Genomic DNA, 19,763 nt, shown 5'->3' on the forward strand with positions numbered 1-19,763 from the left:
GCTCCCGCTGGGCTGCGCAGCAGACCCTTTTTGATGGGCGCTTCGCACCCAAGCGGGAGCAAGCTCCCTCGCCACAAAAGCGATGCGAGCCAGTCCCTCCACCGCAACGCGTCGATAGGAGAATAACCATGGCATTCACCCTTGAACTGGAAGAGTGGGTCGGCAGCGTCTGGCACCGTTTCATCACCCGCCGCGCCAGTGTGGATTTTCCCGAAGCGCGGGTGGAGTTGATCCCCCGGCAACGGGCTTTGCATGTGTTGTTACGCGCCACCGGTGGTGCTTCTCACCTGGGTGTGGAGGCGGTCAGCGACCGCGACCTGCTGCTGCGCCGCAACCTGTTGCAGCAGATCGCCGGCACCTGCAAGCAAGTGCCATTGGCCTGGTGCGATGGCGACAACCTGCGTTTGCCGGCGAGCCTGGCGGCGTTTCCCGATACCGGGTTGAACGAAGAACTGTACCGCTGGCTGGCGTTGCTGGCCGCGCAAGCGGGGCCGATGAAACATTGGGGACGTGACAACCAACGCTGGACCCAAGCACTGCTGGGGCGTTACCCGGCGCTGCGTGGCCGATATCGGCGGCTGGTGGATGCGCATCTGTCGTTGCGTCCCGACCCACAATCATTGCCCCCGGCCGAGGCGGCCCTGGAGCGCGCGCTGTGTCAGGCCTTGCGCGAACCGGGCAGCGTCGAGCATTTTCCGCGCAGTGAGCGGGCCGCCTGGCCGCTGCCGCTGTGGCTGTATCCGCCCCAGCATCTAGGCAATCCCCAGGCGGCCAACCTCGAGGAGTCCGAGCAATACCTGGCGACGCCGCCGGGTGAGCAGCAGGGCGGTCGCAAGCGCGCCGAGCGCATCGACGACACCACCCGGGACGGTGGGTTGCTGATCGTGCGCCTGGAGAACCTGTTCAGTTGGACCGAGCACGTGGACCTGGATCGCTGGGCGGACGACAGCGAAGACCCGGACGCGGCGCGCGTCGCCGAGGACCTGGACCAATTGACCCTGTCGCGCACCCGCTTGCGCAAGGGCGGCGGTTTGAAGTTGCACCTGGACTTGCCGCCGGCCGATGTGGATGACATTCCCCTGGGCGCGGGCATCCTGTTGCCGGAATGGGACTACCGCAAGCAACGCCTCCAGGATGATTTCGTCAGTGTGCAGACTTTCACTCCCCGGGACTGCGAACCTCAGCCGCTGCCGAACCGCCTGCGCGCCTCGGCCCAGCGTTTGCGACGCCAGTTCGAGCACCTGCGCAACGATCGACAATGGCTGCGCCAGCAAACCCAGGGTTCGGAGCTGGACCTGCAAGCCTGGCTGGACTTCCACGTCGAGCGTCAGCACGGCCAATGCAGCGAACGCGGCTTGTTCATGGAACAACGCCAGACCCGCCGCGACCTGGCTTGCCTGCTGTTGGCCGATCTGTCGATGTCCACCGATGCCCACCTCAACGACGAACACCGGGTGATCGACGTGATCCGCGACAGCCTGCTGCTGTTCGGTGAAACCCTGTCGGTGCTGGGGGATGATTTTGCCTTGTACGGGTTCTCTTCACTGCGCCGACAACAGGTGCGGATGCACGAGATTAAGGCGTTCAACCAAGGCTATGACGACCACACCCGCGGTCGGATCCAGGGCCTCAGGCCCGGTTACTACACGCGCATGGGCGCCGCCATTCGCCAGGCCACCCAACGGCTGGAAGGGTGCAAGCGGCGACGCAAGTTGCTGTTGCTGGTGAGCGATGGCAAACCTAACGACCTGGATCTCTATGAAGGGCGCTATGGCGTGGAGGACACCCGCCAGGCGGTGCTGGAGGCTCGGCGTCAGGGGCTGACGCCGTTTTGCATCACCATCGATCGTGAAGCCGGGGATTACCTGCCGTACATGTTCGGCGCCAATGGCTACACCTTGATCCGTCAGCCGGAGCAACTGCCGCTGCGTTTGCCGCAGTTGTACCGGCAGTTGACTCAGGATTGAGGGTTCAGGCGATGTCGCGGGGTAACCAGAAAAACATGACGACGCAGAATATCGTCAGGCCGACACAGAACCAGGTGAAGCGTCGCAGGCGGCGCTCGCCAGCCAGCCCTGCCTCGGCCGGTAGCGGCATGCCGCACTGGCGACATTCGCTTTGATTGGCGGGGTTGGCGTGTTGGCAATACAGGCAGGTGGGTTGCGCGCTCATTCGAAATGTTCCAGGCGCAGGCGGTCGAGAATGGCGATCTGGCGACCGTCCTGGGTGATGATTTTTTCATCGATCAGCCGGCGGATGATCCGCGAGAAGGTTTCTGGCTGGATCGACAGGTGTCCGGCGATCAGTTGCTTGGCCATGGGCAGCTCGAACTGGCTGTCCACGGTTTGCAAGCGTACCAGTTGTGTCAGCAGGTAGCGCACCACGCGGTGGGTGGCGTTTTTCAGCGACAGGGTTTCAATCTCGTTGACCCGTTGGTGCAGGCGCACACAGAGCTTGCCGAGCAGGGCGAAGGTCAACCGGCTGTTACTTTGCAAAAGACGCATGTACGTGGCATTGGACAGGCGATACAGCTGGGTTGGCCCAACGGCCTCTGCGCAAGCGACGTAGTTCGGCGTGTCCATCAGCATCATGGCTTCAGCGAAGGTCTGGCGCTCGCCGATCACCTCGAAGACTTTTTCCTGGCCGTCCGGCGTCAACCGGTAGATTTTCACCGCGCCGGAGATCACGAAGTAAAACGCCTGCGCCGGTTCGCCCTGGCGGAACAGCGGTTCGCCCCTGTCGACATTCAGCAATTGGCTGGTACTCATCAGTTCGTCGAGCTGTTCTTCGTTCAACGGTTCGAACAGGTGATGACTGCGCAGAATCTGGTGATGAACACGGTGAAGCACCATGGCATGAGTCCTTGTATGGCAGGGAAATGAATCGGATTCAGACGAGGCTCAGGGACAGGCCGCTGGCCAGCCCCACGACGCAAGAGAGCAGGACGAACCAGGCGAGCGGCAGCGCGACGTATTTCATGGGTAACCCCGGCAAAAAAAAGTCTGTGCCCTGCCAGAGCAAGAGACGGGCCATGCCCGCAACCGTTGATTTGCGGGGCCGTACGGTGAGATGGGTATAAATGACCCTGTACTGCTAGGGTGATAATCACCATGACAGGGTTATATTTACCCGGTTGATGGCCATTTGTGGGAGCGAGCCTGCTCACGATGGCGGCTTGACAGTCAGCGGAGATATCGAGCTGACCGGCCTCATCGCCAGCAGGCTCGCCCCTTCAGGGGATAAACAGACGGTTTATTGAGTGGGGCGGTGCACCCTCGAACAGTTTCGGCAAGCCCCTTGCAAGTACCTGGGTGAGGCAGGCTGGCTTGATCTGAGACAAGGCCCGCCGGTGCCGATAGCTGATCATTCGAACCCTGATTGTTGACCCCTCACCGCTGGCCCGTCCCGCGCTGAGGTAAAGGAGTGGTGTATGCAAGTGCTTGACCGTCGCAAGGCCATGGCCATCCTGCCGTTGTGGCGGCTGGCGTTTCGGCCGTTCTTCCTGGCCGGGTGTGTGCTTGCATTGTTGGCCATACCGTTGTGGCTGGCGGCGTTTACTGGAAGGCTGTCGGCCTGGCAACCGGCCGGCGGCTGGTTGGCCTGGCACCGTCATGAACTGCTGTTCGGCTTCGGCCTGGCAATCATCGCCGGGTTCTTGTTGACGGCGGTGCAGACCTGGACAGGTACTCCGGGGCTCAGTGGCAAACGTCTGACGGCGCTGGCGCTGTTATGGCTGGGCGCGCGACTGGCCTGGCTGGCAGATGCGCCCTGGCCATTGCTGACGGTGCTGGAGCTGGGTTTCGCCCTGGCGGTTGCGGCGTTGATGGGCATTACGTTGTGGCGCGTACGGCAGAAGCGCAATTACCCGATTGTGCTGGTCTTGCTGCTGTTGGCCGCCGCTGATGGGTTATCCGTGTACGGTCTGGTGCAACATGACGAGGGCTTGCAGCGCCAAAGCGTGCTCACGGGCCTGTGGCTGGTAGCGGCGATGATGGGCCTGATCGGCGGGCGGGTGATTCCTTTCTTTACCCAGCGCGGTCTGGGCCGGGTAGAGGGCGTTGCCCCCTGGCAGTGGCTCGATCGTCTGTTACTGGCGGGGTCGGCACTGGTGGCGCTGCTGTATGCCTTCGGCCCGGCGCTGTCGACCAGCCTCTGGGTCGGCCTGTTGTTCGCCGCGCTGGCGGTGGGGCACGGGGTGCGACTGGTGCGTTGGCATGATCGGGATTTGTGGCGAGTGCCGCTGCTGTGGTCGCTGCACCTGGCCTACGCCTGGCTGGCGCTGGCTTGCCTGGGCATGGCGCTGTGGCATTTCGGCGTCGCGCTGAACCCGAGCCTGGCGGTGCACAGCTTGTCCATCGGCGCCATGGCCGGGTTGATCCTGGCGATGATCGCCCGCGTCAGCCTGGGCCATACCGGGCGAGCCTTGGAACCGCCGGCCGGCATGACCCTGGCGTTCGTCCTGCTGAACCTGGCATGCCTGAGCCGAGTGCTGCTGGTGCTGCTGTTCCCGTTGGCCGCGCTGTGGCTGGCGGGGCTGTGCTGGACCCTGGCATTTGGACTCTACGCCTGGCGTTATGGGCCGATGCTGTTGCAGGCCCGCGTGGATGGGCATCCAGGATGAGCCGAGGGGATCGATGATGTATGGGGTTTTGCTAGTCATTCATCTATTGGCGGCTATCGCTTTTATCGGCACGTTGTTTTTCGAGGTTTTTATCTGGCATGCCGCCCGCAGGCCTTTGGCCCAAGGCGTCAAGGACGCCGCCGACCCGGCTATCGCCAAGCGTTCGCGGCAGGTGTTGCACGGGGTGGTGCTGGTGCTTTACAGCGCCGGCATCGCGCTGGCCTGGCAGCATCGCGGTGCATTGAGCCAACCTTTGAGCAACAGCTTCGGCCTGTTGCTGAGCCTGAAGATCCTCCTGGCCTTGAGCATCATCGGCCATTATTTGTGGCTGGCGTACTGGCTCAAGAGCGGGCGGCTGACCCCGGACCGCGCCTGCTGGCTGCGTCGCAGTATCCTGGGACACATGGTGCTGATTGTGGTGTTGGCCAAGGCGATGTTCTATTGGCAGTTTTGAGCAGGAATGAGAGCCACAAACGGCTGTGGGAGCAAAGCTTGCTCGTGATGGCGCAATGTCAGTCGGTATCAATGTTGACTGATCCAGCGCTATCGCGAGCAAGCTTTGCTCCCACAGGGGTAATGGCAATGTTTGAGAGTCAGCGAACGGGTTTCATCGCATTGACGAACAACACATTGTTTTCCAGATGGATGTGCTGCATCAGGTCATCACGAAACTCCACCAGCCCGCGATACAGGGCGCGCCAGGTGTTGCAGGCATCGGAGGGCGGGGTGATCTGGTCGGTCAGGGCAAGCATGGTTTCCAGCGCTTCACCGTGCTGGTCGTGTTCGTAGCGCAGTACCTGGATGGGGGCCGAGGCCCGATCACCCAGGCCCTGTTGCAGCATTGGGAACAGCACCTGCTCCTCCTTGAGCATGTGGCCTTCGAGTTCCTGATACATGTCCTGCAAGTGATCGGCCAGGCCGACGGGGCAACTGGCCCGGGCGCCATGGACCATCTCGACGCGGCGGGCCAGACGGATCAATTCCGGCAGCTGTTCGCGGTGACGGGCGTGGTAGCGTTCCAGGATGTGGGCGATCAACAGCGCCTGGGGTTCGTCGCGCCAGTCATGGCCCAGTTCCCCAGCGGCTTGCAGGGTGCGCAGGGCATCGGCGATCAGCAGTGGGTTCAGGCCCTTGCCCAGCGCTGCTTCGCGCAAGGATTTTTGCCCGCCACAACAGAAGTCGAGGTTGTAGTGATGGAAGGTACGGGTGGCACCGGGAATGTCGCAGGCCAATTGGCCGAGGCTTTGTTCCAGCAGATCGAGGCTCATCATGTTTCCTTGGGTTGAATCCCGGGAGGGACAGATGAGCGAACTTTGCAGCCGACGTGCCAGAATTAACTGTCTGAAAATTAACGGATAAATATTTACCAGGGTGATTCTCACCCTGGCTGCAAGGGGTCAAACGAACCCTGGAGGGTAATCACTACCATGCTGCGTGAAAGCCTGGCCGCCGACCTGATCGTCGAGTTGCCCAATGCCGTTCGATTGCAACGCCTGGTACAGACCCTGCGCGAATACTTCAACAGTGGCGCCGTAGGCTTGTTGCGCCTGGACGATGACAGCCTCAGGCCCGTCGCCACTGTAGGCCTGGTGCATGAAGCGCTCGGCCGTCGGTTCGTGATCGCCCAGCATCCGCGTCTGGCGGCGATCATGGCGTCGCGCGAACCTACCTGGTTCGAGCCCGACAGCCGCTTGCCCGACCCTTATGACGGCTTGCTCGATAACCACGTCGGCGAGCCGCTGCCGGTGCACGACTGCATGGGCGTGAGCCTGTACGTGGAAGGGCGGCTCTGGGGCGCGATCACCCTGGATGCCTTGCACGCCGGCACCTTCGACAGCCGCGCAAGGGAAGAACTCAAACGGTGCACCTTGCAGATCGAAGCGGCGGTGCGGGTGACCCGGCTCGAGCAGGAAAACCGCAGCCTGCGCGCCTCGCGCAGTGATCTGCCGGATGTCCGTCGGCCGGCCGAGGAGGGCGAGATCCTTGGGCGCAGCGAGGTGCTGGATCAACTGCTCAACGAGCTGGACGTATTGGCCGACTCCGAACTGCCGGTGCTGTTGCTGGGAGAAACCGGTGTCGGCAAGGAGTTGTTTGCGCGTCGTTTGCATCGCTTGTCCCGGCGCAGTCACAAGCCGCTGGTGCAGGTCAATTGCGCAGCCTTGCCCGAGTCCCTGGCCGAAAGCGAACTGTTCGGCCACGTCAAAGGGGCATTCTCCGGCGCTACGACTGACCGCGCGGGGCGTTTCGACGCGGCCAATGGCGGCACGCTGTTTCTCGACGAGGTGGGTGAATTGCCGTTGAGTGTGCAGGCCAAGTTGCTGCGCACCCTGCAAAACGGCGAGATCCAGCGCCTGGGTGCTGACAAGCCGCTGCACGTCGATGTGCGGATCATCGCCGCCACCAACCGCCACCTGCCGGACAGCATTCGCGATGGGCTATTTCGCGCCGACCTGTATCACCGGCTCTCGGTCTACCCGGTGCCGATCCCGCCGTTGCGCGAACGCGGTAGCGATGTGCTGATGCTAGCCGGGCATTTCCTCGAGTTGAACCGCACGCGCCTGGGCTTGCGCGGCTTGCGCCTGTCACCGGCCGCTGAACAGGCGCTGTTGGCGTACTCCTGGCCGGGCAATGTGCGGGAGCTGGAGCACGTGATCAGTCGCGCGGCGTTGAAGCAACTCAGCCGCGGGGCCAGTCGCAGCCTGATCATGACCCTGGAGCCGCAGGTGCTGGACCTGGACGTCAGTGCCAGCGGATCCACGACCCACGCGACACTTGAACAGTCTCCAGAGGTCGCCGATGTACCGTTCCAGCCGCTGAATGAAGCTGTCGACACTTGCCAGCGCCAGGCGATCCTCAAGGCCCTGGAGCATTGCGGGCAGAACTGGGCCGGTGCGGCGCGGCTGCTGGAGGTCGACCCGAGCAACCTGCATAAACTGGCGCGGCGGTTGGGGCTCAAGTAGCCGGCGACCTATTAGACCGAGTCGTCTTCATCGCGAGCAGGCTCGCTCCCACAGGGAACTCCATAGGCCCAATGTGGGAGCGAGCCTGCTCGCGATGGCATCGGCACGTTCAACACAAGATCCGCCATTGACAACGATCAAGGCCTGCCCTCGCGACAGAACCCACACTGGAGCAAATCCATCGTGGAGATCATCGTCATGCCCCTTTCCCTGGCCAAAATGCGTCGTCAGTACACCCTGGACGGGTTGGATGAAGCCCAGGCACCGGACGATCCGATGGTTCTGTTCGGGTTATGGATGCAACAAGCCCGCGACACCGAAAGCCCGCCGGTGGAAGCCAACAGCATGACCCTGGCGACCGTGGACGAGCAGGGCCGGCCGCACTGTCGGGTGCTGCTGCTCAAGGGGTTCAGCGATGAAGGTTTCACATTTTTCGGCAACTACGACAGTGGCAAGGGACGGGACCTGGCGATCAATCCGTGGGCGGCCATGACGTTTTTCTGGCCGGGGCTGGAACGGCAAGTGCGGGTTGAAGGGCAGGTCCACAAGCTCGATTCCGGGCTATCGGATGCCTATTTCATTTCCCGCCCCCTGGCCAGTCGTCTTGGTGCCTGGGCCTCGCCGCAAAGCCGTGAGCTGGAGGATCGGGCCGCCCTTGAGGCGTTGCTGACGCAGACCGAACGGCGGTTTATCAATCAGCCAGTGCCGCGTCCCGAACACTGGGGCGGCTACTGCCTGAGGCCTGAACGGCTGGAGTTCTGGCAAGGCCGCGCCGACCGTCTGCACGATCGCCTCGACTACCGCCTGCAAGAAGGCGCCTGGCAGCGTAGCCGACTGGCACCGTAAACGCCGAGGGAGGTACCTCTATCGGGGAATAGGCCCGGCCCCGATTGCGGTTCAGGCTGGGCCATCTTTTTTTTAAAGGACGGCTGACCATGGCCCATCTGACGCAACGCCACTTTCAACCGCTGAATATTGCGGTGCTGACCATCAGCGATACCCGTAGCTTCGAAACCGATACCTCCGGGCAAACCCTCGCCGATCTGCTGCAAACCGCCGGGCATGTGCTGATCGACCGTGGGCTGGTGAAGGACGATATCTACCAGATCCGCGCCCAGGTCTCGCAGTGGATCGCCGCCCCTGAAGTGCAAGTGGTGCTGATGACCGGCGGCACCGGTTTTACCCCCCGCGATAACACCCCCCAGGCGGTGCTGCCGCTGCTGGACAAGCAGGTGGACGGGTTCGGCGAACTGTTCCGGCAGGTGTCACTGGCAGAGATCGGCATGTCCAGCCTGCAATCAAGGGCATTGGCGGGTATGAGCAACGGCGTATTGGTGTGCTGCCTGCCGGGTTCGCCGGGCGCGTGTCGCACCGGTTGGGAACAGATCCTGGTCGGTCAACTGGACGGCCGCACCGGCCCGTGCAACTTCACTCCCCACCTCAAGCCGCAGCCCGGCGTTGTCGTTGAGCCTTGCGGGACGCGCTCATGAGCAGCGGCGCGTGTGGCAGCGTCTGTGAGAGCGGCGCGCTGATGCCGGTGGATGAAGCCATCCGCTACCTGCTGGATCAGGCACCGCTGCCGCCTCCGGTGCAACGGGTGGCGCTGGACCAGGCCCTGGGCCGGGTGCTGGCGACAGACATCCGCAGCCCCATGAACTTGCCTGCGTGGGACAACAGCGCCATGGACGGTTATGCCCTGCGGGCCGCTGACCTGCCAGCCGCCGGAGGTTATCTGACCCTGGCCGGGCGCATTGCCGCCGGACAGGCATCCAATAATCCGCTGCAGCCCGGGCAGGCCGTACGGATTTTCACGGGCGCGCCGCTGCCGCCGGGGGCAGACACCGTGGTGCCCCAGGAAAGCTGTCGGGTAGCAGGTGAGCGGGTCTGGTTGCCACCGGTCAATGACGGCGACCATGTGCGCAAGGAAGGCGAGGAAGTGCGCCGAGGAGACCTGTTGCTTCGTGCCGGCAAGCGCTTGCGGGCCCAGGAGCTGGGGTTGCTGGCCGGTGCCGGGATTGCGCGAATGGAGGTCTATCGGCCGTTGCAGGTCGGTCTGCTCAGCAGCGGCGATGAACTGCGCGAACCGGGCGAAGCATTGGCGCCGGGGCAGATCTACAACAGCAATCGCCATAGCCTCGCGGCACTGCTGCGCGGCTGGGGCATGGAGGTGCATGACTACGGCGCCATGCCCGACAAGCTGCTCGCCAGTCGCCAGGCCTTGAGCCTGGCGGCGGCCGAGTGTGATGTGCTGCTGACCTCCGGCGGCGTTTCGGTGGGCGAGGAGGATCACCTCAAACAAGCCATCGAAGCGCTGGGCAGCGTTGACCTGTGGCGCCTGGCAATCCAGCCGGGCAAACCGCTGGCCTTTGGCGAAGTCGCCGGCAAACCCTGGATCGGTTTGCCAGGTAACCCATCGGCGGCGCTGATTACCGCATTGATTGTCGTGCGCCCGTTCCTGTTCCGGGCCCAAGGCATGGACGAAGTATTGCCTATCTCATTGCAGTTGCCGGCCGGGTTTGACTGGCCAAAGCCCAACCGGCGGCGGCAGTACCTGCGGGCGAAACTGGTCCCCGGTGCCGATGGTTCGCTGTGTGTCGAGCTGCATCCCCAGCAAAGTTCGGCCATGTTGGCTGCCGCATGCTGGGCCGACGGTCTGGCCGTGGTCGAGTGCCAGGCGCACGTGCGCATGCTCGACAAGGTGATGTACTTGCCGTTCGCGAGCCTGATGCATTAACGGCAATTGATTGTCGTCAAGGTCGCCGCCGATGAGCTGACTAGACTGGCGGCGCTCCGAGTTTTCTCATGAGGATGCCCCATGCAACTGGTTTGCCCGGCAGGGAATCTGCCTGCCCTCAAAGCGGCGGTGCGCCAAGGCGCCGATGCCGTCTATGTCGGCTTTCGCGATGACACCAACGCCCGGCATTTCGCCGGGCTGAACATGGACGACAAACAGTTCGACGCGGCGGTCGCGCACATCCGCCAGCACCAACGCAAACTCTATGTGGCGGTCAACACCTACCCACAACCCAAGGGCTGGGAGCGTTGGCAGCGCGCGGTGGATCGCGCCGCCGATCTGGGCGTCGACGCCCTGATCGCCGCCGACCCCGGGGTGCTCGGCTACGCCAGCCAGCGCCACCCACAACTGGCCCTGCATCTTTCGGTACAAGGTTCGGCGACCCATGCCGCGGCGCTGGCTTTTTACGCCGAGCGCTACGGCATTCGGCGTGCGGTGCTGCCACGGGTGCTGTCCCTGGCCCAGGTGCGGCAGGTAGCAGCAGCGAGCCCAGTGCCGATCGAAGTCTTCGGTTTCGGCAGCCTGTGCATCATGGCCGAGGGCCGTTGTCACTTGTCCTCTTACATCACCGGTGAGTCGCCGAACCTGTGCGGCGTGTGCTCACCGGCCAAGGCAGTGCGCTGGAGCGAAGACGCCGACGGCCTGAGCGCACGCTTGAGCGAGGTGCTGATCGATCGCTACACCCCTGACGAGCCGGCCGGTTACCCGACCCTGTGCAAGGGCCGCTTCCTGGTCGGCGGCAAGCGCTTCCATGCCCTGGAAGAACCCACCAGCCTCGACACCCTGGACCTGCTGCCGGAGCTGGCGGCCATCGGCGTCGAGGCAGTGAAGATCGAGGGCCGCCAGCGCAGCCCGGCCTACGTTGAACAAGTGACCCGGGTCTGGCGCGCCGCACTGGATGCCCACCGGGCTGCGCCGCAACGATTCCGGGTGCGGGAAGAATGGCGCCAGGTGTTGGCCGGTTTGTCGGAAGGCAGCCAGACCACCCTGGGCGCTTACCATCGATCATGGCAATGAGGGAGGCCAGATGAAACTCAGCCTGGGACCGGTCCTGTTTTACTGGGACAAAGCGCAACTGGGGAATTTCTACGCCGAGATGTCGGCCTTGCCGCTGGATGTGATTTACCTGGGGGAAACCGTGTGCTCAAAGCGCCGGGCATTCTCCCTGGATCAATGGCTGGGCCTGGGGCGCGAACTGCAAGCGTGCAGCCAGGCACAGATTGTGTTGTCGAGCCTGACGCTGATCGAAGCGGCCTCGGAGCTGTCGTCCTTGCGTCGGCTGTGTGACAACGGCCAATTGTTGGTGGAAGCCAATGACATGGGCGCGGTGCAGTTTCTCGCTGAACGCAAGTTGCCTTTCGTGGGTGGCCCGGCGTTGAACCTGTACAACGGCCATGCCCTGGGGCAATTGCTCGACAGCGGCATGATTCGCTGGGTACCACCTGTGGAATGCTCGGCGGCGCTGATCGGCGATGTGCTGGAGCAGGTGCGGGAAATGGAACGCGAGGTCCCCGAGGTGGAGATTTTTGCCTACGGCCACTTGCCCCTGGCTTATTCGGCACGCTGCTTCACCGCCCGGGCCGAAAACCGGCCCAAGGACGACTGTCAGTTCTGTTGCATCAACTATCCCGACGGCCTGGCGTTGAGCAGTCAGGAGGGCCAGCAACTGTTCACCCTCAATGGCATTCAGACGATGTCCGGTGAGGTGACCAATCTGTTGGCCGATTACCCCGCGCTGATGGCCAGTGGCGCCGACGTGCTGCGTCTGAGCCCGCGCGCCCAGGGCATGGCCGAGGTGGTCAGGTCCTTCGACAACGTTCGCCAGGGCGAGGCACCACCGCTGTTTGTGGCCGGTTGCAACGGCTATTGGCACGGTCATGCCGGTATGTTGAAAGTTGAGGAGGCGGGCCTGTGCTGAGTCGAAAAAAATGGTTGCTCAAAGGCGCTGACCGGGTGCTGCCGCTGGTGGGCAAGGTGCCGTTTGTCGTACAGCGCCTGGCGTTGCAGCAGGCGCTCAACCGTTGCCTGGCCGAGCCGCTGCGCGATGGCGGGTTCGAGGTGTTGCGCGGGCGTTGGCTATGCCTGCGGGTGCCGGACCTGAAGTTGTGCTGGTACCTGACGCTGTCGCGGGATGGACTGCGCATTGCCGAACAAGCCGAAGCCCAGGTCAGCATCAGCGGCAACTGGCGTGAATTTCTCTTGCTCGCCAGTCGGCAGGAAGATCCCGACACGTTGTTCTTCCGGCGACGCCTGGTGATTGAGGGCGACACCGAATTGGGGCTGGCGCTGAAGAACCTGATCGACAGCCTCGACCCGGAGGTCTTGCCGCCCTGGTTATGGCGCAATCTGGAACGGGCGGGCAAGGGATTGGCGGCGGCCTGATGAAAGCTCCAGGCTCACTGCCCCTGGTGTACTCCTGTTCCGGTTGTTCCAACGTGGCGCAACTGGCCAACACCGTCGCCCTGCGCCTGGACCGCGCCGGCCTGGCCGAGATGTCCTGCATCGTCGGGGTCGGCGGGCATGTGCCGGCACTGGTCAACAAAGCGCGCTCGGGGCGGCGGATCATCGCGCTGGACGGTTGTCCGTTGCAGTGCGTCCAGGCGTGTTTGCAGCAGCATGATCTGGAAGCGGATGTGCATGTGATTTTGAGCCAGTTGGGCTGGCGCAAGCGTTTCGGCGTCGATTGCACGCAAGAGGAGGGGGACGCGTTGTTTGAGCGGTTGATACCGATGATCGTTGAAAATGACACAGCAGATAGTGAGTCTGGCTGAGCCTGTGGCGAGGGGATTTATCCCCGCTGGACTGCGAAGCAGTCCCAATGCGCTGTGTCAGACAGTTTGAATAGGGGCCGCTTCGCGCCCCAGCGGGGATAAATCCCCTCGCCACAAGGGAATTGGGGCTGCGCGGGTTATTGCTGGTAAGCGTCCAGCTCATCTTCGGCCAGGATGCGAATGTTGCGCCGCTCCATGGCAATCAGGCCACCGTCTACCAGGCGATGGAGAATGCGCGAAAAAGTCTCTGGCTGGATTCCCAGCTTGGAGGCCACCAGGCGTTTGGACACCTGTAGCACCACCTGGCCGTCGCGCGGGTCGCGTTCCTGAAGCAGAAAGTTGATGACCCGCCGGCTGGCGCTGGCCAGGGTCAGGTTGTCGATGTCCTTGAGGCGCTGGTGCAAATGGATACTCATGCTCGCCAGGATCGCCAGGCAGACCTTCGGCTGGTCTTCCAGGGCCTTGCGGTAATGAGTGCCTTCGATACTCACCAGTACGCTGTCCTTGAGCGCCGACGCACTGACCGGGTAGCACCGGGCCTGGCTGAACAGCAGAGCCTCGGCGAAGGTCTGTCCGGGCTGGATGATTTCCACCAGGTTTTCCTGGCCTTCACCGGTGACCCGGAACAGCTTGATCTGACCGCTGACCAGCAGGAAAAACCGCTTGGCCGGGTCGCCCTGGTGCATGAGCGTGCTGTTGCACTCCAGGCGTTTGAGCACGGCCAGGTTGCACACGTCTTCGAAGACCCGCTCCGGTAACTGGCTGAACAGGTGATGACGACGCAACAGTAAAACGATGGAAGGATGAGTCAGCATGGCGTACCTCCGCGTGCCGTCATGGTAGAACCCCACGCGCCCCCGGCCTATGCCTCCGCAGGCCTACCTCGGAAGAGGGAGGTGCGTCCCCGCTCAAACACAAACCCTGTGGGAGCGAGCCTGCTCGCGATAGCGGAGGGTCAGCTTGCAGGGATGTTGAATGTGCCGCCGTCATCGCGAGCAGGCTCGCTCCCACAGTTTTTTCGAGTCGTGCGCAGGCGCTGTATTCGCCTGAAACACCCTGTGGAAGCAAAGCTTGCTCGCGATAGCGGAGGGTCGGCTTGCAGGGATGTTGAATGTGCCGCCGTCATCGCGAGCAAGCTTTGCTCCCACAGGAGGTGTGGTTTGCCGGGCTAGCCCACTCCGCGCAGATGCTCCATGGCCCACACGGCGGCTTCGACCCGTGAGCGCAACCCCAGTTTGTGCAGCAGGTTCTTCACATGGACCTTGACCGTGCCTTCGGTGATGCCCAGCTTGTGGCCGATGACTTTGTTGCTGCAGCCGCCGGCGATGGTCTTGAGTACCTGGCGTTCGCGTTCGGTCAGTTCCACGTCGGCCTGGCGGGGAGGGGAGCGCAAGGCCTGGGCCATGACGCGGGTCAGGCCGGGGCTGATCACCAGCGCACCGTTGAGGGCATCGCGGATGTACTGCACCAGCAACTCCGGCTCCATGTCCTTGAGCAGGTAACCGTTGGCATCCAGGCGCAGGGCATCGCGAATGTCGTCCTCGGCGTCGGATACGGTGAACAGCAATACCTTGCCGGTGTAATGCATGGCCCGCAGCCGGCGCAGGGTTTCGATGCCGTTCATTTGCGGCATGTTGTTGTCCAGCAGGACCAGGTCAGGTTTGAGCGGTTCGATCAGTGTCAGGGCTTCTTCGCCGTGGCTGGCTTCGCCGACGATGTGCAAGTCGTCTTCGAGTTCGAGCATTTGGCGGATCCCTCGACGCATCATTGGATGGTCGTCGACCAGCAGGAGGGTGTGACGCAGGGGGGCGTTCATGTTGCGAGACCTTCGCTGTGTTGGCCCAGGAATTCCGGTTGGAAATGCACCTGGATACGGGTGCCCTGGGGCGTTCGGGAGATAATTTGCAGTTGGCCGCGCAAGCTGCGGGCCCGTTCGTTCATGATGTTCAGGCCGTGGTGTTCGCGCTGGTCCACTTCGCCACTGAAGCCCCGGCCATCGTCTTCGACCGACAGTCGCACGGTTTCGCCTTCCTGGCGCAGTTCGAGCCAGGCGTTCTCTGCGTGGGCGTGGCGCAGGCAGTTGGAGAGCGCCTCGCGGGTGATCTGCAGGATATGGATCTGCTCACTGGCCGACAGCTCGAAGGCCAGGGTGTCGACGAACAGATGCACCCGGAAATCGCCCCGGCGGGAGAATTCTTCAGCGGTGTCCTTGAGTTCCTGGACCAGCCCGTCGTCGTGGATCTGCAAGCGGAACGTGGTGAGCAGTTCGCGCAACTGCCGGTAGGCATTGTTCAGGCCTTCGCGCAGTTCGGCGGTGACGGTTTCCAGGGTTTGCACCGGTTCGCCGCGACGCATCAGGGTTTGCATGCGGCTGACTTGCAGCTTCATGTACGACAAGGCCTGGGCCAGGGAGTCATGCAGTTCGCGGGCGATGATCGTGCGCTCATCGAGCAACAGCAGGCGATGGTCCTGTTCGCGCTGGCGCTTGAGAGACAGCGAGGTGCCGATCAGGTTTGCCAGGGCCTGGATCAGTGCGGTTTCCCAGGGTTGCGCCGCGTGACCGTCGACAAAATGCGCCTTGAGTTCACCCAGTTCCGTGCCCTGGTTACTGATGCTGAACGTCTGCGGCCGGGCGCTGTGGTGTTTCTGGCAGGTGGCGCAATCGCTGCTGGCGCAGACCTCGCGGCTGTTGGCGCCATGCAGCGATAGCAGTTGCCGGGCGGGCGCCTGCAACTGGCCTTGCAGACACAGCGACAGGCGCAGGCCCGGCAGCCGCTGCTGGAACCGGCTGATCAGTTCATCCAGCCCTTCGGCATTGGCCTGCCGCGTGGCCAGGCTGCGGCTGCTCTGGTACAGCAGCTCCAGGGCGGCATTGGCCTGTTGCAGGTTCAGGGTCTTTTGCTGGACCTGATTCTCCAGGGTGCGATGGGATTGCTCGATGGTTTCGGCCATGGTGTTGAAGCTGGTCGCCAGTTGGCCCAGTTCATCCTCTGACTGATGGTTGACCCGCACCTGGAATTCGCCACGGCGAAAGCGCTGGGTGGCGTCCACCAGTTCCTGCAAGGGCGTGACCACGCCGTACTGCAATTCATACAGACCGATCAGCAGGATGATCATGGTGGTGAACAGCGCCATGCCCTGGATCGTCTGTTGCCAGGCTTGCTTGTGCTCGCTCTGGCGTTGCAACAGGGTGACGAACTGGTCCAGTTGCGCAACGAAGGAAGCGGCACTGGCCTGGAAGAACGCCGAATCGCCGCGTTCGATGGCCGGGCGCAAGGTCTGGTTCCAACGCTGCATGAGGCTCTGATAACTCTGATGCAGGGAGGTCGCCGGTCCGTCTTCCAGCACGGCGCGCAAGGACGGGCTTTCGAGACGTCGTTGCAGGCTGTCGATGATCGCCGGGACATCGTCGCTGGCCCCGGCTGCCAGTTTCCAGCTCAGGTGATAGGTCTCCATACGCACGGAACCGGCGGTGTTGATGGCGGCCGCGTCGCCCTGGCTGAACCAGGCAATCAGACCTGCGCTCAAGGAACTGGCCAGGGCGAGGATGGCGATCAGGATCACCGCCAGCCCGGCGCGAGCGGGCAGGGAACTGCGCAGCCACCGCATCATCGAGACTGGCCCTGGAGGAAATTCTGCAAACCGAACATGGGGACGCCCTGGCGTTGGGGGGGATAGCAGCCGATCCCGGGCGCACTACCTCTAAAGAGTTGTCGGCCGCTACGTTTCGGTAAAAGCCACGGCCGAAATGTTCAAAGCCTTGATAAATAAAGGTTCTTATCAACTTCAGGCTCTACCCCCTAAGAGGTAGACGGGCCCAGCATAGGCCAGTACCGCCGGGACGCACGTTGACCCAGGTCAAGTTTTTACTGGGTAGGCATCACTAGGCTGCGCTCATCGAACTGACGGGGAGTGCATCGAGATGCGAGCGCAAGTGCAACAAGGGCTGGTACTGGGGATGAGTACCCTGGCCTTCACCGTGTGCTTCATGGTCTGGATGATGTTTGCCGTGCTCGGTGTTCCGATCAAGGAAATGCTGGCGCTCAACGAAACCCAATTCGGTCTGCTGGCCGCCACGCCGGTGCTGACCGGTTCCCTGGTGCGCTTGCCCCTGGGCCTGCTGACCGACCGCTTCGGCGGGCGCATCGTGTTCTTCCTGCTGATGCTCTCCTGTGTGCTGCCGTTGTACCTGATCACCCTGGCCACGGCTTTCTGGCAGTTCCTGGTGCTGGGCCTGTTTGTCGGGCTGGCCGGTGGATCGTTCTCGGTGGGCATCGCTTATGTGGCCAAGTGGTTCGACAAGCAGAATCAAGGCTTCGCCATGGGTGTGTTCGGCGCGGGCAACGCCGGCGCCGCGCTGACCAAATTCCTCGCTCCGGCCTTGATCGCCTTCGGTTCCTGGCACCTGGTGCCGAAGGTGTTCAGCGCCATTCTGTTCATCACCGCGCTGCTGTTCTGGTTTCTCACAACCGAGAAGAAGGAGCACAGCGGCACCGGCGGCGCCACGTTGCGCGAGCAACTGAAAACCCTGAAAGAACCAGCGGTGTGGCGCTACTGCCAGTACTACTCGATCGTGTTCGGCGGCTATGTAGCCCTGGCCCTGTGGATGACCAAGTACTACGTGCAGGAATACGGCTTCAGCCTGCAAAGCGCGGCGCTGCTGGCGGCCTGCTTCTCCCTGCCCGGTGGCGTATTGCGGGCCGTCGGTGGCTGGATGTCCGACCGCTGGGGCGCCCAGAGCGTGACCTGGTGGGTGTTGTGGGTCAGCTGGATCTGCCTGTTCCTGCTCTCGTACCCACAGACCCAACTGCAAGTGCAGACCGTCAACGGCACGGTGGATTTTCACATCGGCCTCAACGCCACGCTGTTCACCGTGCTGCTGTTCGTGATGGGCATCGCCTTCGCGTTCGGCAAGGCCTCGGTCTTCAAGTACATCGCCAACGACTACCCGAAAAACATGGGCGCGGTGTCCGGCATCGTCGGCCTGGCCGGCGGCCTGGGCGGGTTCGTGTTGCCGATCATGTTCGGCGCCCTGGTGGACCTCACCGGCGTGCGCTCGTCCTGCTTCATGTTGATGTACGGCGTGGTCTGGGTCTCCCTGACCTGGATGTACTTCAGCGAAGTTCGCAAGCGCCCGCTGCTGGGTAAACAGCCGCCGGCCAGCCAATCCCCGTTTTCCAGCATTGCCCAAGGAGAAGAACATGTCCGTTCTGCAAACGCCTGAAAAGGGCCCGGTCATTCATGACTGGCGTCCGGAAGACCCCGCGTTCTGGGGCAAGAGTGGCAAACAGACTGCCCGGCGTAACCTGTGGATTTCCATCCCGGCGCTGCTGTTGGCCTTCGCGGTGTGGATGGTCTGGAGCACGGTGATCGTGCGCCTGAACGCCATCGGTTTCAGTTTCAGCACCGACCAGTTGTTCTGGCTCGCGGCGTTGCCGGGCCTGTCCGGCGCGACCTTGCGCATCTTCTATTCGTTCATGGTGCCGATCTTCGGCGGTCGTCGCTGGACGGCCCTGAGCACTGCGTCGCTGCTGTTGCCGGCGCTGTGGATGGGCTTTGCCGTGCAGGATCCGGCCACGCCTTACAGCGTGTTCGTGCTGATCGCGCTGCTCTGCGGCTTTGGCGGCGGTAACTTCGCCTCGAGCATGTCCAACATCAGCTTCTTTTACCCCAAGTCCCAGCAGGGCACGGCCCTGGGCCTGAACGCCGGGCTGGGCAACCTGGGCGTGTCGGTGATGCAGTTCAGCGTGCCGCTGGTGATTTCCTTCGGCGTGTTCGGCTTCATGGGCGGCCAGCCGCAGGTACTGGCTGACGGCAGCTCGCTGTGGCTGCAAAACGCCGGTTTTATCTGGGTGCCGTTCATCCTCGCCGTGACCGTGATTGCCTGGTTCGGCATGAACGACCTGTCCAGCGCCCGCGCTTCGTTCAGTGAGCAGGCAGTGATTTTCAAGCGCAAGCACAACTGGCTGATGTGCTGGTTGTACCTGGCGACCTTCGGCTCGTTCATCGGCTTCTCCGCCGCGTTTCCGCTGCTGATCAAAACCTCGTTCCCGGAAGTCATCGCCCTGAAGTTCGCCTTCCTCGGTCCGCTGGTTGGTGCTCTGGTGCGGCCACTGGGTGGCTGGCTGGCGGACAAGCTCGGCGGCGCGAAGGTTACGTTGTGGAACTTCGTGCTGATGATCGCGATGGTGTTCGGGGTCCTTCATTTCCTGCCCCAAGGCGGCCAGGGCGGCAGCTTCTACGGCTTCCTGGGGATGTTCATGTTGCTGTTCGTCACCACTGGCGTGGGCAACGGTTCGACCTTCCGCATGATCCCGGTGATCTTCCGCACCCTGCATGAAAAAGCCAGCCGCGGCCAAAAGCCCGAGCTACGCGAACAAGCGCTCAAGAACGCCGGCAAGGAATCGGCCGCAGTGCTGGGTTTCAGCTCGGCCATGGGCGCCTTCGGCGCGTTCTTCATCCCCAAATCATTCGGCACTTCGATGGCCCTGACCGGCGGCCCGGAGATGGCCTTCTACATGTTCGTCGGCTTTTACCTGAGCTGCATCGTGGTGACCTGGTGGTGGTATGCCCGCAAGGGCGCCGCAACACCGTGCTAAGCCGAACCTAAACCTGCG

The 19,763-nt window shown here is 62.9% G+C and carries 20 protein-coding genes; 13 read left to right on the top strand and 7 right to left on the bottom strand.

Annotated features, from left to right (window positions below; translation table 11 throughout):
- The first annotated feature begins 128 nt into the window (after positions 1 to 128).
- Complete coding sequence (locus CRX69_RS17120; protein WP_047225839.1) at positions 129 to 1,967, top strand: nitric oxide reductase activation protein NorD; 1,839 nt, start codon at positions 129 to 131, stop codon at positions 1,965 to 1,967.
- 4 nt (positions 1,968 to 1,971) lie between these two features.
- Here the strand turns inward: CRX69_RS17120 and CRX69_RS17125 are convergent, their stop codons facing one another.
- Genes CRX69_RS17125 through CRX69_RS27700 form a run of 3 tightly spaced genes read right to left on the bottom strand, consistent with a single transcriptional unit; the run spans position 1,972 to position 3,033 of the window.
- Positions 1,972 to 2,172, bottom strand: coding sequence for a protein DnrP (locus CRX69_RS17125; RefSeq protein ID WP_107322424.1), 201 nt, complete (start codon positions 2,170 to 2,172; stop codon positions 1,972 to 1,974).
- Entirely contained in the window at positions 2,169 to 2,852 is a 684-nt protein-coding gene (locus CRX69_RS17130) for a Crp/Fnr family transcriptional regulator (protein WP_047225841.1), read from the bottom strand. Before CRX69_RS17130 ends, CRX69_RS17125 begins: the two co-directional genes overlap by 4 nt.
- 37 nt (positions 2,853 to 2,889) lie before the next feature.
- Positions 2,890 to 3,033, bottom strand: coding sequence for a hypothetical protein (locus tag CRX69_RS27700; RefSeq protein ID WP_177513912.1), 144 nt, complete (start codon positions 3,031 to 3,033; stop codon positions 2,890 to 2,892).
- A 397-nt stretch (positions 3,034 to 3,430) separates the two neighbouring features.
- On the opposite strand from CRX69_RS27700, the gene CRX69_RS17135 reads away from it, so the two are divergent.
- Both CRX69_RS17135 and CRX69_RS17140 read left to right on the top strand, forming a co-directional pair.
- A complete protein-coding gene (locus tag CRX69_RS17135) occupies positions 3,431 to 4,621 on the top strand; it encodes an NnrS family protein (RefSeq protein ID WP_107322425.1) in 1,191 nt (396 codons plus the stop codon).
- Positions 4,622 to 4,634: 13 nt separating this feature from the next.
- A complete protein-coding gene (locus CRX69_RS17140; RefSeq protein ID WP_107322426.1) occupies positions 4,635 to 5,075 on the top strand; it encodes a hypothetical protein in 441 nt (146 codons plus the stop codon).
- 139 nt (positions 5,076 to 5,214) lie between these two features.
- Here CRX69_RS17140 and ytfE read toward each other — a convergent pair whose 3' ends face one another.
- The gene (ytfE, locus tag CRX69_RS17145) at positions 5,215 to 5,889 is read right to left on the bottom strand and encodes an iron-sulfur cluster repair protein YtfE (RefSeq protein WP_047225844.1); all 675 of its coding nucleotides are present in this window, start codon (positions 5,887 to 5,889) and stop codon (positions 5,215 to 5,217) included.
- 159 nt (positions 5,890 to 6,048) lie between these two features.
- Between ytfE and norR the strand changes: the two genes are divergently transcribed.
- From norR to CRX69_RS17185, 8 genes are all read left to right on the top strand, one after another.
- Entirely contained in the window at positions 6,049 to 7,581 is a 1,533-nt protein-coding gene (gene norR / locus CRX69_RS17150; protein WP_047225845.1) for a nitric oxide reductase transcriptional regulator NorR, read from the top strand.
- Positions 7,582 to 7,779: 198 nt separating this feature from the next.
- The gene (pdxH, locus tag CRX69_RS17155) at positions 7,780 to 8,427 is read left to right on the top strand and encodes a pyridoxamine 5'-phosphate oxidase (RefSeq protein ID WP_047225881.1); all 648 of its coding nucleotides are present in this window, start codon (positions 7,780 to 7,782) and stop codon (positions 8,425 to 8,427) included.
- Positions 8,428 to 8,516: 89 nt separating this feature from the next.
- Positions 8,517 to 9,071 (top strand): molybdenum cofactor biosynthesis protein B, encoded by a 555-nt coding sequence (gene moaB, locus CRX69_RS17160; RefSeq protein WP_107322427.1) that lies wholly within the window; start codon positions 8,517 to 8,519, stop codon positions 9,069 to 9,071.
- Positions 9,068 to 10,315, top strand: coding sequence for a molybdopterin molybdotransferase MoeA (locus CRX69_RS17165; protein WP_047225847.1), 1,248 nt, complete (start codon positions 9,068 to 9,070; stop codon positions 10,313 to 10,315). The genes moaB and CRX69_RS17165 overlap by 4 nt, the downstream gene beginning before the upstream one ends.
- 81 nt (positions 10,316 to 10,396) lie before the next feature.
- The gene (gene ubiU, locus CRX69_RS17170; RefSeq protein ID WP_047225848.1) at positions 10,397 to 11,392 is read left to right on the top strand and encodes a ubiquinone anaerobic biosynthesis protein UbiU; all 996 of its coding nucleotides are present in this window, start codon (positions 10,397 to 10,399) and stop codon (positions 11,390 to 11,392) included.
- A 10-nt stretch (positions 11,393 to 11,402) separates the two neighbouring features.
- Positions 11,403 to 12,293: a U32 family peptidase gene (locus CRX69_RS17175; protein ID WP_047225849.1), complete on the top strand. Its 891-nt coding sequence runs from the start codon at positions 11,403 to 11,405 to the stop codon at positions 12,291 to 12,293.
- A complete protein-coding gene (ubiT, locus tag CRX69_RS17180; RefSeq protein ID WP_047225850.1) occupies positions 12,287 to 12,757 on the top strand; it encodes a ubiquinone anaerobic biosynthesis accessory factor UbiT in 471 nt (156 codons plus the stop codon). Before CRX69_RS17175 ends, ubiT begins: the two co-directional genes overlap by 7 nt.
- Complete coding sequence (locus CRX69_RS17185) at positions 12,757 to 13,146, top strand: putative zinc-binding protein (RefSeq protein WP_076384509.1); 390 nt, start codon at positions 12,757 to 12,759, stop codon at positions 13,144 to 13,146. Before ubiT ends, CRX69_RS17185 begins: the two co-directional genes overlap by 1 nt.
- A 137-nt stretch (positions 13,147 to 13,283) precedes the next feature.
- Here CRX69_RS17185 and CRX69_RS17190 read toward each other — a convergent pair whose 3' ends face one another.
- The 3 genes from CRX69_RS17190 to CRX69_RS17205 form a co-directional block, all read right to left on the bottom strand.
- The gene (locus CRX69_RS17190) at positions 13,284 to 13,961 is read right to left on the bottom strand and encodes a Crp/Fnr family transcriptional regulator (protein ID WP_047225852.1); all 678 of its coding nucleotides are present in this window, start codon (positions 13,959 to 13,961) and stop codon (positions 13,284 to 13,286) included.
- Between the two features lie 353 nt (positions 13,962 to 14,314).
- Positions 14,315 to 14,962: a two-component system response regulator NarL gene (gene narL, locus CRX69_RS17200; protein WP_047229176.1), complete on the bottom strand. Its 648-nt coding sequence runs from the start codon at positions 14,960 to 14,962 to the stop codon at positions 14,315 to 14,317.
- A complete protein-coding gene (locus CRX69_RS17205) occupies positions 14,959 to 16,758 on the bottom strand; it encodes a HAMP domain-containing protein (RefSeq protein ID WP_076384511.1) in 1,800 nt (599 codons plus the stop codon). Before CRX69_RS17205 ends, narL begins: the two co-directional genes overlap by 4 nt.
- A 310-nt stretch (positions 16,759 to 17,068) precedes the next feature.
- Between CRX69_RS17205 and CRX69_RS17210 the strand changes: the two genes are divergently transcribed.
- A complete protein-coding gene (locus CRX69_RS17210) occupies positions 17,069 to 18,370 on the top strand; it encodes an MFS transporter (RefSeq protein ID WP_047229174.1) in 1,302 nt (433 codons plus the stop codon).
- The gene (locus CRX69_RS17215) at positions 18,348 to 19,745 is read left to right on the top strand and encodes a NarK family nitrate/nitrite MFS transporter (protein WP_047229173.1); all 1,398 of its coding nucleotides are present in this window, start codon (positions 18,348 to 18,350) and stop codon (positions 19,743 to 19,745) included. Before CRX69_RS17210 ends, CRX69_RS17215 begins: the two co-directional genes overlap by 23 nt.
- The last annotated feature ends 18 nt before the right edge of the window (positions 19,746 to 19,763 follow it).

The sequence above is a fragment of the Pseudomonas rhizophila genome (assembly GCF_003033885.1).
Taxonomy (GTDB): Bacteria; Pseudomonadota; Gammaproteobacteria; order Pseudomonadales; family Pseudomonadaceae; genus Aquipseudomonas; species Aquipseudomonas rhizophila.